Consider the following 14,693-nt stretch of genomic DNA (forward strand, 5'->3'; position numbering starts at 1 on the left):
CGGTCGCCTGCGGTCGCGTCATGCCCCTACCTGCGGCCACAACACGCTCGGATGAGGACATCGGGACGTCCGCCCGGCGCCCGATGTCCTGGTGTGAGGGCGTCACGGCGCGTGCCGGGCTGTGGCCGGAGCGGAGTTCGTCCGTAGCGTCGGGGCCGCCAAGGGGCCGCCGGCCTCCGTGACGGCCCGAGGGCTGCCGGCCGCGGTCCGGCCGGTCACCGTCGCTGATCGAGGACGGTGACCCATCCGACACGAGAAGAGAAGGCGTTCCGAACCGTGACACCGCCCCGCAGTCCCCGTCGAGCAGTCCCGTCCCGGATCGGCCCGGCCCCGGGACCGTCCGCGCAGGTCCGTGACCAGCCGCAGGAGGCCGACGACAGGGAGCGGGGCGGGCTCGGTCCCGGCTGGTTCGCGGCCGTCATGGGCAGCGGGATCGTCGCCGTCGCGGCCGCCACCCTGCCGCGCGGCCTGCCCGGGCTCGGCGCGGCCGCCACGGTGGTCTGGGCGGGGACCGCGCTGCTGCTGATCGTGCTCGCCGGCACCTACGCCCGGCAGCGCAGGCTGCGGGCGCATGCCGGAGATCCGGCACTGGCCCAGTTCTTCGGGGCGCCGCCGATGGCGCTGCTCGTCGTCGGGGCCGGGACGCTGCTGCTCGGCCGGCGGCTGGTCGGGGAGCGTGCGGCGGTCGATGCGGACTGGGTGCTGTGGTCGGCCGGTACGGTGCTGGGCCTTGCCACCGCCTGCACGGTTCCGTATCTGATGGTCACGCGGCACCGGTTCACCCCGGACGCGGCGTTCGGCGGCTGGCTGCTGCCGGTGGTGCCGCCGATGGTCTCCGCCGCGACGGGCGCGCTGCTCGTCCCGCGGGCGCGGGCCGGCCAGGTACGGCTGGCCCTGCTGCTGAGCTGCTACGCGATGCTCGGGCTCGGACTGGTCGCGGTCCTGCTGGTGCTGGCCATGGTCTACAGCCGCCTGGTGCATCACGAAGCGCCCGGCGGTGCGGTGGTGCCCACGGTGTGGATCGGGGTGGGAGCGCTGGACCAGGCGGTGACGGCACTGTCGTCGCTGGCCACCGCCGCGCCGAGCGCACTGCCCGACCCGTACGCGCGCGGGAGCGCGGTGGTGGCACTGCTGGGCGGCCTCGGGATCTGGGGCTTCGCCCTGCTGTGGCTGGTGCTGGCCACGGCGCTGACCGTGCGGGAGATCCGCAGAGGACTGCCCTTCGCGCCCACCTGGTGGTCCATCATCTTCCCCCTCGGCGCCTGCGTCACCGGCACCAGCGCTCTCGCCGCCCGTACCGGTTCGCAGCTGTTCGTCTGCGCCGCCGTCGCCCTGTACGCCGTGCTCGTCGCCGCCTGGGCGGTGGTCGCCCGGTACTCCCTGCGCCACGCTGTCCGGCAGCGCCGGTCCGCCCGCCGGTGACAGGGCCGGCGTACCGCCCCCGCATGACACGGGTGCGGGGCGAACCCGTGCCTACGGCAGCGTGCCGGGCGCCGCCGAGGCCGTGCCCGGCGGCCGGGCGGTCCGTCCCGCACCCGCGGATCCGGGCGGGGCCGTGAGGCCGGCCCGGAACTCGGCGACGACCCCGGCACCACTCCGACGGCCCGGCACACCACCGCCGGCACGGCCAGTGGGTGTCCCGGGGGCACCCGGGCCGCCGTGCGAGCCCCTGTCACCGGAACGCCGATGTCACGAGAGTCTTCTGCTCCACGGCGTGCCGGCGGGCCGAGCCGGCCGCGGGGGCGGGCGCCTCGGGCCTGCCCACGTAGTCCACGGCGCGTCGGGCCAGCCGGTGCAGACGCGGCGCGACGAACGACCACGCACCCTGGTTCTCCGGCTCCTCCTGTACCCACCGCACGTCCGCGGCCGCAGGGAAGCGGGCGAGTTCCGCCGTGAGCTCCTCGTCGGGGAACGGGTAGAGACGCTCCACGCGGACGATCGCCGTGTCGGCCGAGCCCGCGGCGTGCCGGTGGGAGTCGAGGTCGTAGCAGACCTTGCCCGAGCACAGCAGCACGCGCGTGACCCGGGCCGGGTCCGTCGTGTCGTCCGGCAGCACCGGGCGGAAGCCGCCCCCGGTGAACTCGGCCAGGGCGGAGACGGCCGCCTTCGACCGCAGCATCGACTTCGGGGTGAGGACCACCAGCGGCCTGCGGCCGTCCAGCGCCTGCTGCCTGAGCAGATGGAAGTAGTTGCCCGGCAGCGAGGGCGCGGCCACGGTCATGTTGTCCTGTGCGCACAACTGCAGGAAGCGCTCGACCCGGGCGGAGGAGTGGTCCGGGCCCTGGCCCTCCAGACCGTGGGGCAGCAGCAGCGTCACCGCGGAGCGCTGGCCCCACTTCTGCTCGGACGAGGCGATGTACTCGTCGACGACCGTCTGCGCGCCGTTGGCGAAGTCGCCGAACTGGGCCTCCCACAGCACCAGGGCGTCGGGACGGGCCTGCGCGTAGCCGTACTCGAAGGCCAGCGCCGCCAGTTCGGACAGCATCGAGTCGTACGGTGCGAAGCCCGCGGCGTGCGGGCCGAGGGAGCCCAGCGGAGTGTGCTCCGCGCCGGTGCGCCGGTCGGTCAGCACGGCGTGGCGCTGGCCGAAGGTGCCGCGCCGCGAGTCCTGCCCGGCCAGCCGCACCGGGACCCCCTGCAGCAGCAGTGAGCCGATCGCGAGTGTCTCCGCGGTGGCCCAGTCGACCCGGTCGGCGTCGAGCGTCTCCGCCCGCCGCCGGAGCTGCGGCAGGACCCGCGGGTGCACGGTGAAGCCCCGGGGCAGGCCGGTCTGCGACGCGATGACCTGCCGTGCCGTCGCCTCGTCGATCGCGGTCGGCGTGCGCCGGGCGGGCGCCTGTCCGGCTCCGGCTCCGGTTCGGGGACGGTCCTCGGCCGGTGCGGGAGCGGGCAGCGCCCGGGTCTCGGCGAAGGCCCGTTCGAGATGATCCTGGTAGTTGCGGCGGGCGCCGTCCACCTGCCGTTCGCCGATGTCCCCGCGGCGTACCAGGGCGTCGGCGTACAGCGTGCGCACCGAGGCCCTGGCGTCGATGCGGTCGTACATCAGGGGCTGGGTGATGGACGGGTCGTCGACCTCGCTGTGCCCGTGGCGCCGGTAGCAGATCAGATCGATCACGACGTCCTTGTGGAACTCCCGGCGGTAGTCGAAGGCCAGCCGTGCGACACGGTCGACGGCCTCCGGGTCGTCGCCGTTGACGTGGAAGACCGGGGCCTCGACCATCCGCGCCACATCGGTGGCGTACGTGCCCGAACGGCCGCTGGCGGGCAGCGTGGTGAAGCCGAGCTGGTTGTTGACGACCACGTGGACCGTCCCGCCCGTGCGGTAGCCCGGCAGCTGCGACATGTTCAGGGTCTCGGCGACCACGCCCTGGCCGGCGAAGGCCGCGTCGCCGTGGACGAGGACCGGCAGTACGGGGAAGGAGCCGTCATGGTCCGCGGCCCTGTCCTGTTTGGCGCGCACCACCCCCTGGGCCACCGGCCCCACGATCTCCAGGTGCGAGGGGTTCGCCACGACCGAGACGGGGATCGTGCCGCCGTCGAGGGCGCGGTAGGTGCCCGCCGCACCCAGGTGGTACTTCACGTCCCCCGATCCCTGCACGGACCGGATGTCCACCGCGTCCTCGAACTCGTGGAAGAGCTGCGCGTAGGACTTGCCGACGATGTTGGCCAGCACGTTCAGCCGGCCGCGGTGCGCCATGCCGATGACGGCTTCCCGCACACCGTCCTTGATCGCGCGGCGCAGCAGGGCGTCGAGCAGCACGATCGCCGACTCGCCGCCTTCGAGCGAATAGCGCTTGTGGCCCACGTACTTGGTCTGCAGGAACGTCTCGAAGGCCTCCGCCGCCCCCAGCCGGTAGAGGATCTGCAGCTGTCCGGCCCGGTCCGGCCGGCGCTGCGGGCCCTCGGCCCTCTGCTGGATCCAGCGGCGTTCGCGGGAGTCCTGGATGTGCATGTACTCGAAGCCGACGGTGCGGCAGTAGAACTCCCGCAGGGCGGCAAGCACGTCCTTGAGACGCATCGTGGCGTGGCCGGCGAATCCGTCGACGGCGAACTCCTCCGCTCCGGCCTCGTCGTCGAGCCCGAATGCCGTGAGGTCGAGCTCCGGACACCCGGCGGCCGACCGCTGCGTGAGCGGGTCCGTGTCGGCCACCAGGTGGCCGCGTACCCGGTACGCGTGGACGAGCGCCGCGACGCGCACCGCCCTGACGGCCGCGTCGTCCCTGCCGTCACGTCCGGCCCCCGTGGCGGTGCGTACCTGCTGGGCCGGCAGGGAGGCCGGGGCGGCGAAGAAGTCCCGCCACGTCTGGTCCACCGAGGCGGGATCGTGCAGGTACTGCCGCCACTGCTCGTCCACGACCCATGCGTTGAGCCCGAATTCCAGGACCTGGGGCACCGGCCGACCGGTGCGTGACTGCGACTCCACAGCGACGAACGCCTTCTTTCCTCATCCGGAGTTGAGCCGGCCGACCGGATCAGTTCTGCAGCGATCCCTTCGGCCACATCGCACCGGCAACGCTAGGACGCTGTGAAGGTCATGACAGACAGGCCTATATGACACAACTGCCTCATGTTCGGACATCATGCTGGGACGTCGGGTCGCATGATCCCGGCGATCTCAGTGATCCCGGCGCCTACGGCGCGGTCGTCCCGGTGCGGTAGAAGTCGGCTGCGGCGACGCCGGCGGGGACGCCGAGTTCGGCGGCGACCGCGGCGATCGCCTCGTCGCCGACGGTGAGGTCGGTGTGACCGTCCGTGGTGAAGTACGGCGCGATGAACGTGTCGTAGTGGGCTCGGGCCTCTTGCGCGGTCTGTCCGCCGAGGAACGTCCGCATGTGCCGCACCGTGGTGTCGGGGTCGTCGTGGATCACCTGGAGGGCGCGCCGGTGGGCTCGTACGACGGCCTGGACCGCGGGGGCGTCCGGTGGGATGAAGGTCGGGTCGACCGCCACGCCCACGGTGGGGATCCGGAAGTGGTCGCCGACCCAGGCCAGCACGTTCCAGCCGTGCTCGGCGGCCACCGCCTCCGGTGCCATGGTGCTGCCGACGTAGGCGGCGTCGATGCTGCCGTCGCCGAGGTGGCGCAGGTCCATGCCGTAGTCGCCGGGGGAGCGGACGACGGTCCGCACGTCGCGGTCCGGGTCGAGGCCGGCCCTGCGCAGCACGATCCGGGCGAACGCGCCGGGCGCGGTGTGCGGGGCGTGGACTGCCAGCCGTCGGCCCGCGAGGTCGGACAGTGAGGTCAGGCCGGGGCGGGCCAGGAACCAGAACAGCGGGCGCTGGGTGTTGACGCTGAGCGCGACCCACGGGGTGCCGTCGGTCAGTCGTGACAGCAGTGCCCGGCCCAGCCCGATGGTGGCGCAGCGGCGCAGCCGCTCGTCGTCCCAGGTGCAGCCGTCGCGCAGCGCGACGTGGACGCCCTCGTCGGCGTAGTAGTCCTGCTGGTCGGCGATGTAGGCCGCCAGCTCCTCGTGCAGGCCTCGTCCGACGTAGGCCAGGTCGATCGTGTGCATGAACGTTCGTCCTTGATCGCTCAAAGGTGCGGCCGCGGGTGCGGAGGCCGGCGGGGGCCTCAGTACATGGCCATGCCGCCGTTGACCGCGGCCGTGGTGCCGGTCATGAAGGAGTTCTCCTCGGCGGCGTAGAAGGCGACCGCCTGGGCGACGTCGGCCGGGTGGGCCAGGCGGCCCATGGGGGTGGCGGCCAGCTGCCGCTGCCTCGTCGTGTCGTCGAGGACGGCGTCGGCCGTGCGGGACTCCACCGGGCCGGGCGAGACGACGTTGACCGTGATGCCCTGCGGGCCGAGTTCCTGGGCCAGATACCGGGCGAACTGTTCGAGGGCGGCCTTGGAGACGCCCAGCGCGATCATGCCCGCCCGGGGCCGGCGGCTGAGCCCGGTGCCGATGTAGACGAGACGTCCCCCGCCCCGCCCGGTCATGACCGGCAGCACGGCCTTGGTGACCGCGAACGCCGCGTGCATCTCGGCGTCGAGCTTGCCGCCCAGTTCCTCCCAGGTCATGTCCTGGAACGACTTGACCGCGTACGGGATGAGCGCGTTGTGCACGAGCACGTCGATGCCGTCCCAGGCCGCCCGGACCTGTCCGACCATCCGCTCGACGGCCGCCTCCTCGCGCACGTCGGCCTGCACGGCCATGGCCTGCCCGCCCGCGGCCCCGATGCCGGCCACGACCTCCTCGGCCGCCTTGCCGTTGCGAAGGTAGTTGACCGCCACGCGCATCCCCCGCGCGGCCAGAACCCGCGCCGTGGCCGCGCCGATTCCGCTGCTCGCCCCCGTCACCAACGCCACCCTGCCGGTCGTCCCGGTCATGGGATCACCTCCTGATCGTCGTCGCGGACCGTCGGCACGACCGCCCGGGGTCGTTCGCCGGTACCCCGCGCGGTGTTCGGCGCGGGCCACCAGGCCGCGTTCGAGACCGGGGTCGCGGGTGAGCCGGTGAGCCGGGGAACCACGTCGGTGACCACGGAGACCTCGTCCCGCTCGATCGCCTGGTACCAGGAGATCCACGTCTCGATCTGCTCCCCGCTCATGCCCTGCCGCCAGCGCCGTGCGAAGGCCTCCTCCAGGGTCTCGGGTTCGTAGCGGTAGGGCCGGCCGGTGGCCGCGGCGATCCGGGTGACCGCTTCGCCGAGGGTCAGGGACTCGGGCCCGGTGATCTCGAGGGTCGCGCCGTCGTACTCCGAGCGCGGACCGTCCTGAAGGGCGACGGCCGTGATCACGTCCGCGATGTCCTCGTGGGTGACGAAGGCGGCCCGGCCGGTCGTCGCGGGGCCGCGCACGACGAGTTCCTCGTCGGCGAGGGCCGCGGGCGTCGACGCGTAGAAGCCTGCCCGCAGCACCGTGTGGCGGATCCCGGCGCCTGCCAGGAACTGCTCGGTCAGCCACTGGTCGCGGGCGTTGAGGTAGGTGGCGGCGGGCGCCGCGCCGACCAGCGACACGTACAGGACCCGGCCCACGCCGACCGCGATCGCGGCCTCGACCGCGGTGGCGTGTTCCTCCAGCCGGCGCCCCGTGCGGTGCCCGGAGACCAGGACGAGGGCCGACGCGCCCGCGAGCGCCCCGCGCATGCCCGCGGCGTCGGCGTAGGCGGCCGGGCCGCGTCGCCGGGCGCCCGGCAGTTCGGGCATGCGGTCGGGACTGCGCCCGACGAGGAGTTGCGGGACGCCGTGGGCGGCGAGCCGGGCCGCGATCCGGCTGCCGAGCGCACCGGTCACCCCGGTGACCGCCACCGTGGCGTGATTCCTGTCGGACATGTGCTTCCCTCCGGTCCGGGCCGGGCCGCTGCTGATCCCGGCGTTCCTGTTTCCGCTCAGGTCCAGCAAAGAGAACGACGGCCCCGGCCGCATCCTCCGGCGCGTCTCACGATCCGTGTCTCGCGTGCCGTGGACCGAGGTGTCCGGCACCTGAGCCGACCGGTGTCCGGTTGCGCCGGTCGTGCAGGGTGAAGTCGGCCCGGACGGCCACACCGGACTGCAGCAGCTTCTGGTGGACCAGGGGGTCGCGTCCGGGGTGCGAGGCGACGACGCTGATGTACCCCTCGGGCAGGCCGGTCACGGCGTACTCGCCCCGTGCGTTCGTCGTGGTCCGCACCAACTGCCGGCCGCCGGCGTCCATGACGGTCACCGCGGCGTGGTGGACGGGCTGCTGTCCGGGGTCGCGGACGGTGCCCTCCAGCATCGGCAACGGCTCACCGAAGTGGTGCGGGCGGACCGGTAGCGCGGTGGGGGCGGGTGCCTCCACGGAGGGGTCCTCCACCGGCGGCTCGGGAACGTCCTCCGGCTCGTCCTGCGCTGCGTGCCCTGCGGCTGCGCGGTGGTGCCGCCACGCGTCCAGGCCCAGCAGCGCCGTCCCCGCGGCGATCCACGCGCACAGCACGAGGACCGGCTTCAGCACCCCCGCACCGTCGAAGTACAGGACTCCCCTCAGGGCGTCGACCGCGTTGCCCAGCGGCATGACGGCGTGCAGGCCCTGGAAGAACCGCGGCAGCAGCGGGACGGGGACCAGGCCGCTGGAGGGAACGCTCAGCACGACGTACAGGCCCAGACCCGCGAGCGGGAAGAAGTGCTTGACGAACGGCGCCATGCCGAGGGAGAACGTGGCCACGGCCGTCGTGAGCAGGAAGGCGATCGCCAGGGCCGTGGGGTCGTCGGGGAAGAAGCCCAGTCCCGTGCCGACCAGGAAACCCACGGCGCTGAAGAGGCCGGCCACGCCCGCGATGGTGATCAGCTTCCTGCGCCGGGTGAAGGTCACCGCCCGCAGCAGGGTCGTGGCGAGTATGTAGCCGGGCACGTTCCAGGCGATCCCGAAGTAGACCAGGGTCGTGCCGAGCCCGTCCTTGCCGACCGTGGGGGCCACGTCCGTGACGGTGAGCTTCTGGTGGTTGTGCGCCGCGAGCTGGGTGAAACCCTTGGCCAGCGCCTGTTCCAGGGCCGAGCCGTTGGCCTTGGCCACGTACAGCACGGCGTGTCCGTCCGTGGCGGCGAAGCCTGCCACGGCGTCCCGGTCCAGCACCGCCCGGCGGGCGTCCCGGGCGTCCGCCACGGCGGTGACGTCGAACCCGTCGCTGTCCGACCGCCGCAGCGCGGTGTCGACCCTGCGTTCCGCCGCGGGACCGGCGACCACGATCTTGGCGTGGTGGGGCTGAGGCTGGTGAAAGGCCAGCGGGAAGCAGAGCAGCAGGCCCAGGAAGAGCAGCACCGGGATCGTCAGGGTCTCGACGAGGACCCTGGCCACGGAGACGCCCCGGGGCCGCTCGACCCGGGGCTTCACAGAGCCACCCCCCGGCCGCCGCTCCGGTGCCGGCAGGCCTGCGTTGTTCGCGGTCCGGACAGTTTCACGGCGCCTCTCCCGACTGTGCCGCGCCCGGCCTTCGTCAGGGCGCCACCCAATTAACGTACCGATCGGAACATCTATGCTGCTGGACCTTACGCGTACCGGTCGGTACAGTCAAAGTGTGTCGCGCCCCGTCAATGCCGAAAAGCGTGCCGAGCTGCTGCAACAGGTGGTGCACCACCTCCAGCACCACGGCGTCGCACAGATGTCGCTGAGTCCGCTCGCCCAGTCGATCGGCACCACCAAGCGCATGCTTCTGTACTACTTCGGCAGCCGCGAGAACCTGCTGGCCCAGGCGCTGGCCACCAGCCGTCCCGACGTCCGCGCGATGTTCGACGAGGTGCGCGACGGCGCGGAACTGCGCGAGGCGGCCCACACCCTCTGGGACGCCATGACCGTCGGGGAGCAGTCCGGGCCGGTCCGCATGCTGCTGCAGCTGCTCAGCCTCGCCGCCACCGATCCCCAGCAGTACGGCGCCGTCGCGGCCGAGACCGTCGAGGTCATGATCGGCCCCATCGCCGCGGCCTACGTCCGGCTGGGCCACCCGCAGCAGCAGGCGCGGGCGGCGGCCACGCTCCTCGTCTCCGGACTGCGCGGTCTGTGCCAGGACCGCCTGGTGACCCATGACGCCGCCCGTACCGACGCCGCCGCCCACCGTCTCATCAGGGACGCGGTCGCGGCGGCCGACTGAACTCGTGGCCGTTCGAGACCGGGGCGCACGACCGGCGGACTCCGGACCGTGCCGACGGGAGTGATCCAGGGGTACTGCGGGAAGGACTCGGGGTGACGCCGTGGGGCGGGACGGGCAGGTCCGTGAATCCGTACCGCCGCGCCAGGCCCCCTCGGCAGACGATCCACCGGGCGCTGAGAACGGTTGGCGGACATGCGGGACGACATCGTGCTCCGGAGACACCGAGCGGCTCCGGTCCCACCTGCCGGTACGGACGGTGACGCCGGGCTCTTCACCCCCGACTCCGTGACCTGGCACCTGCACGGCGACCCCATCATGTGGATCGCCGGCATCCGGGCGCTCTGGCTCCAGGCCCTGCACCCGCGCGCGGTGCGCGGCGTCATGGAGAACTCGGACTTCCGCAGCGACGCCTGGGGCCGCCTGATGCGCACCGCGGACTACGTGCGCACCACCATCTACGGCACCACCGAGGCCGCCGAGCGGGCCGGCGCCCGGGTACGGAAGATCCACAGCATGCTGGGCGCCACCGACCCCGACACCGGCGAACGGTACGGCGTGGACGAACCCGGCCTGTTGCTCTGGGTGCACTGCGCCGAGATCGACTCGTACCTGCACGTCGCCCGCCGCTCCGGCATCCCGCTCACCGACGCCCAGGCCGACCGGTACGTCGCCGAACAACGCGCCCGCGCCCGGCTGGTGGGCCTCGACACCGACGCCGTACCCGGCGACCGGGCCGCACTGGCCGCCTACTTCGAGTCGGTACGGCCGGTGCTCGCCCTCGGCGCCGACGCGCGCGCGGTGGACGAGTTCCTGCTCCGGCCGTCGACGCATCCCCTCCTGATACCGGCGCGCGAGGTGCTGTGGCGGCGCGTGGCCCACCTCGCGTACGCCTCTCTGCCGCCGTACGCCCACGCGCTGTACGGCAGACCGGCCCCGGAACCCGCCGTCGTGACCCGCCGACTGCGCGCCACCGGCACCCTGCTGCGCTGTGTTCCCGCACGTCTGCGCTGGCAACTCCCGCCGAAACACATCCTGGACGCCATCGCGAGGCTCGGCCCGGACGCACGCCCCGCACCGTACAAAGTCGGGCGATAGACAGCCATACTGGGCGAGCAGGGGGGTGCCACGGACCGCGACGGGGGGCGACGGCGCGCGATGGCTGACAGCGGGCTGGTCCAGGGGAGGTACCGGCTGCTCGACCTGATCGGGCGGGGCGGGATGGGCGAGGTGTGGCGGGCCCGCGACGAGTCGCTCGGCCGGCAGGTCGCCGTGAAGTGCCTCAAACCGCTCGGCCCGCACCACGACCAGGCGTTCACCCGCGTGCTGCGGGAGCGGTTCCGGCGCGAGGCGAGAGTCGCCGCCGCGCTCTCCCACCGCGGGGTCACCGTCGTCCACGACTTCGGCGAGCACGACGGCATCCTCTACCTGGTCATGGAGTTGCTCGACGGCCGCAACCTCAGCCAGCTCATGGAGGACAACAGACACCACCCGCTGCCCGTCGGCGACGTCGTCGACATCGCCGAGCAGGTCGCCGCCGCCCTCGCCTACACCCACCAGCAGGGCATCGTGCACCGGGACCTGAAACCGGCGAACATCATGCGGCGCACCGACGGCACGGTGAAGATCTGCGACTTCGGCATCGCCCGGCTCGGCCACGACATCGGCTTCACCTCCCGGCTGACCGGCACCGGCATCGCCATGGGCACCCCGCACTACATGTCCCCGGAGCAGATCGGCGGCACCGAGGTCGACCGGCGCAGCGACCTGTACTCACTGGGCTGCGTGCTCTACGAGATCGCCACCGGGGCACCGCCGTTCGACCTCGACGACGCCTGGGCGATCCTCGTCGGCCACCGCGACACCCCGCCCGCCCCGCCGCGCAGCCACCGCCCCGAACTGCCCGGCTGGTTCGAGAAGGTCGTCCTCGACCTGCTGGCCAAACGACCGGACCAACGACCCTACGACGCCCGGGAACTGGGCCGCCGGATCACCTCCGGACGGACGACACCCACGTACGTCCCCACCGTCGTCACCGCGCAGCCCCCGCTCCGGCCCCCGGAACCGGCCGCCCGCGAGCCCCGGCTGCCGTCCTGGACCCGGGGCATGACCACCGGCCACAAGGCGACCGGCGCCGCCCTGCGCACCACCCCGCCCGACCCCGGTGCCGGACTCACCGGCGAGTGGATCGCCCGCCCGGCCACCGGCGTCGCGGAACCGCTCCCGGCGGTCCCCGTCCCCGTCCCCGTCCCCGCCCCCGCCCCGGAAGCCCTGGCCGCCCTCGCCGGCCGGCACAACGCCGGGCTCAGCCTGGGACGGCTCGGCCGCTGGGCCGAGGCCGGCGAGGTGCACCGCGCCGTCGCCGCCGAACGCACCCGCCTCCTCGGCCCCGACCACCCCGACACCCTCGCCAGCCGCTACGAGATCGCCTTCACCCTCAGCCGCACCGGCCGCGCCGCCGACGCGCTGCGCGAGTACACCGAGGTCGCCGCGGCCCGGGAGCACGCCCTGGGCGCCGACCATCCCGACACCCTCGCCGCCCGTCAGGAAACGGCCTACGTGCTGGGCCAGTTGGGCCGCCACTTCGACGCCCACCAGGTGTACACGGCCGTCCTCGCCGCCCGGCAGCGGCTGACCGGCCCCGACCATCCGGACACCCTGCGCTGCCGCCACAACCTCGCCTTCAACCTCAGCAGGCTGGGCCGCCTGGAGGACTCGTACCGGATGGCCCACGACGTGGCCGCGGCCCGCGCCCGGGTACTCGGCCCGCAGCACCCCGACACCCTGGTCACCCGCTACGAAGTCGCCTACGCATTAGGTCAGTTGGGGCGTTGGGAGGAGGCCCTGCAGACCTACCGCGAGGTCGCCGACGCGCGCGCCCGCGCCCTCGGCCCCGACCACCCCGACACCCTCGCCGCCCGCTACGAGGTCGGCATCAGCCTCGGCCGCCTGGGCCGCAGCGCCGACGCGCTCACCCTCTACCGCGCCCTGATCGACGACCGCACCCGCGTCCAGGGCCCCGCCCACCCCGAGACCCTGCGGGCCCGCCACGGCCTCGGCGTCAACCTCGGCCGCCTCGGCCGCTGGGAGGAGGCCCTCGCGGAATCACGCGACGTCTGCGCGATCCGCGAACGGGTCCTGGGCCCGGACCACCTCGACACCCTGGTCAGCCGCCGCGAGGTGGCGGTGAGCCTGGGCTGGCTGGGCCGCTGGCCGGACGCGCTCACCGAGTACGGCCGCGTCGCCGCCGCCCGGGAACGCGTCCTCGGCTCCGACCACCCCGACACCCTGGCCAGCCGCAACGACGAGGCCCACTGCCTGGAGCAGTTGGGGCGGGGCGCGGAGGCCGTGGAGCTGTACCGGAGGGTGGCGGTCCTGCGCCAACAGCGCGCATCAGGAGGGCGACTGTGAAGCGCCCCGTAAGGGGCAGCGCTCCGTAGGGGCGCGGGGAACTGCGCGACCAGCCCCCCACGGACCCGCACCCGAAAACCGGCCCTCCTCGCGGAGCGAACCGGCACGCCTCTTACCCACCTAGATCATCATGTGTTACGAAGAACCATGCCCGCTGCCACGGAACCCTCGCGCACCTACGACGCCATCATCGTCGGCGGCGGCCACAACGGCCTCGTCGCGGCCGCCTACCTCGCCCGGGCCGGCCGCTCCGTGCTGGTGCTGGAGCGGCTGGGCCGCACCGGCGGCGCCGCGGTCTCCACCCGCCCCTTCGCCGGTGTCGACGCGCGGCTGTCCCGCTACTCCTACCTGGTCAGCCTGCTGCCCAGGAAGATCGTCCGCGACCTCGGCCTGGACTTCCGCGTCCGCGGCCGCACCATCTCCTCGTACACGCCCGTGGAGCGCGACGGCCGGCCGACCGGGCTGCTGGTCGGCGGCGGCGAGCGGCGGATCCGCGAGGCGTTCGAGCGGCTCACCGGGGGCAAGGCGGAGTACCAGGCCTGGCAGCGGTTCTACGCCATGACCGGCCGGGTCGCCGAGCGCGTCTTCCCGACGCTCACCGAACCGCTGCCCGCACGCGAGGAACTGCGCCGCCGGATCGACGACGAGGCGGCCTGGCGGGCCCTGTTCGAGGAGCCGATCGGGGTCGCGATCGAGGAGAACTTCACGGACGACCTGGTGCGCGGGGTCGTCCTCACCGACGCGCTGATCGGCACCTTCGCCGACGCCCACGACCCCTCGCTGCGCCAGAACCGCTGCTTCCTCTACCACGTCATCGGCGGCGGCACCGGCGCCTGGGACGTGCCGGTCGGCGGCATGGGCGCCCTCACCGACGCGCTGGCCGCAGCCGCGCGCTCGGCGGGCGCGGTGCTCGCCACCGGGCACGAGGCGGTACGGATCGAGACGGACGGCCGGGCCGCCGAGGTCGCCTACCGCACCGCGGACGGCGAGGGCGTGGCCGCCGCCCGGCACGTCCTGGTGGGCGCCTCCCCGCAGGAACTCGCCACGCTCACCGGCGACCCGGCCCCGGAGCCCGCCGAGGGCGCCCAGCTCAAGGTGAACATGCTGCTCAAGCGGCTGCCCAGGCTGCGCGACACCGCCGTCGACCCACGCGAGGCGTTCTCCGGCACCTTCCACATCGCCGAGGGCTACGGGCAACTCGCCACCGCCCACGCCCAGGCGGCGGCCGGCCGGCTGCCCGCCGCCCCGCCCTCGGAGATCTACTGCCACTCCCTGACCGACCCCACCATCCTCGGCCGCGACCTGGCCGAACGCGGCTACCAGACGCTCACCCTCTTCGGACTGCACACCCCGGCCCGGCTCTTCGCCGCCGACAACGACGCCGTACGCGACGAACTCCTCAAGGCCACCCTCGCCCAGTTCGACGCCCACCTCGCCGAGCCGATCGCCGACTGCCTCGCCCTCGACGCCGACGGCCGCCCCTGCATCGAGGCGAAGACCCCCCTCGACCTCGAACGCGACCTGCGCCTCCCCGGCGGCAACATCTTCCACCGCGACCTCTCCTGGCCCTACGCCCAGGACGGCACCGGCCGCTGGGGGGTGGAGACCCGGCACGCCAACGTCCTGCTGTGCGGGGCGGGCGCGGTGCGCGGGGGAGGGGTGAGCGGGGTACCGGGCCACAACGCGGCGATGGCGGTGCTGGAACAGCAGGACGGCTGACCACGGTCCGCAGGCCGCCAAAGAATC

10 protein-coding genes are annotated in these 14,693 nt (G+C 73.6%); 5 read left to right on the top strand and 5 right to left on the bottom strand.

From position 1 onward, the window contains the following. The first annotated feature begins 276 nt into the window (after nt 1-276). The gene (locus ACFZB3_RS39875; RefSeq protein WP_391385718.1) at nt 277-1,422 is read left to right on the top strand and encodes a TDT family transporter; all 1,146 of its coding nucleotides are present in this window, start codon (nt 277-279) and stop codon (nt 1,420-1,422) included. A 250-nt stretch (nt 1,423-1,672) separates the two neighbouring features. Here the strand turns inward: ACFZB3_RS39875 and ACFZB3_RS39880 are convergent, their stop codons facing one another. The 5 genes from ACFZB3_RS39880 to ACFZB3_RS39900 form a co-directional block, all read right to left on the bottom strand. After that, nucleotides 1,673-4,423, bottom strand: coding sequence for a multifunctional oxoglutarate decarboxylase/oxoglutarate dehydrogenase thiamine pyrophosphate-binding subunit/dihydrolipoyllysine-residue succinyltransferase subunit (locus ACFZB3_RS39880; RefSeq protein WP_391385721.1), 2,751 nt, complete (start codon nt 4,421-4,423; stop codon nt 1,673-1,675). A 208-nt stretch (nt 4,424-4,631) separates the two neighbouring features. Then, the gene (locus ACFZB3_RS39885) at nt 4,632-5,510 is read right to left on the bottom strand and encodes an ABC transporter substrate-binding protein (RefSeq protein ID WP_391385723.1); all 879 of its coding nucleotides are present in this window, start codon (nt 5,508-5,510) and stop codon (nt 4,632-4,634) included. A gap of 59 nt (nt 5,511-5,569) precedes the next feature. Then, nucleotides 5,570-6,325, bottom strand: coding sequence for an SDR family oxidoreductase (locus ACFZB3_RS39890; protein ID WP_391385725.1), 756 nt, complete (start codon nt 6,323-6,325; stop codon nt 5,570-5,572). Continuing rightward, nucleotides 6,322-7,269: an NAD(P)H-binding protein gene (locus ACFZB3_RS39895; protein ID WP_391385728.1), complete on the bottom strand. Its 948-nt coding sequence runs from the start codon at nt 7,267-7,269 to the stop codon at nt 6,322-6,324. Before ACFZB3_RS39895 ends, ACFZB3_RS39890 begins: the two co-directional genes overlap by 4 nt. A gap of 106 nt (nt 7,270-7,375) precedes the next feature. After that, on the bottom strand, nt 7,376-8,785 hold the full coding sequence (locus tag ACFZB3_RS39900) for a carboxypeptidase regulatory-like domain-containing protein (protein WP_391385731.1): 1,410 nt from the start codon (nt 8,783-8,785) through the stop codon (nt 7,376-7,378). Between the two features lie 184 nt (nt 8,786-8,969). Here ACFZB3_RS39900 and ACFZB3_RS39905 point away from each other — a divergent pair, with 184 nt between their 5' ends. The 4 genes from ACFZB3_RS39905 to ACFZB3_RS39920 all read left to right on the top strand — a co-directional run bounded on the left by ACFZB3_RS39905 (nt 8,970) and on the right by ACFZB3_RS39920 (nt 14,666). Further along, nucleotides 8,970-9,539, top strand: a complete 570-nt coding sequence (locus ACFZB3_RS39905) for a TetR family transcriptional regulator (RefSeq protein ID WP_391385734.1) — start codon at nt 8,970-8,972, stop codon at nt 9,537-9,539. Nucleotides 9,540-9,854: 315 nt separating this feature from the next. Continuing rightward, the gene (locus tag ACFZB3_RS39910; protein ID WP_391386155.1) at nt 9,855-10,634 is read left to right on the top strand and encodes an oxygenase MpaB family protein; all 780 of its coding nucleotides are present in this window, start codon (nt 9,855-9,857) and stop codon (nt 10,632-10,634) included. 60 nt (nt 10,635-10,694) lie between these two features. After that, on the top strand, nt 10,695-12,947 hold the full coding sequence (locus ACFZB3_RS39915; RefSeq protein WP_391385737.1) for a tetratricopeptide repeat protein: 2,253 nt from the start codon (nt 10,695-10,697) through the stop codon (nt 12,945-12,947). A gap of 147 nt (nt 12,948-13,094) precedes the next feature. After that, complete coding sequence (locus ACFZB3_RS39920) at nt 13,095-14,666, top strand: FAD-dependent oxidoreductase (protein WP_391385740.1); 1,572 nt, start codon at nt 13,095-13,097, stop codon at nt 14,664-14,666. Nucleotides 14,667-14,693 lie beyond the last annotated feature (27 nt).

This window comes from Streptomyces sp. NPDC008092 (genome assembly GCF_042957285.1).
Lineage (GTDB): Bacteria > Actinomycetota > Actinomycetes > Streptomycetales > Streptomycetaceae > Streptomyces.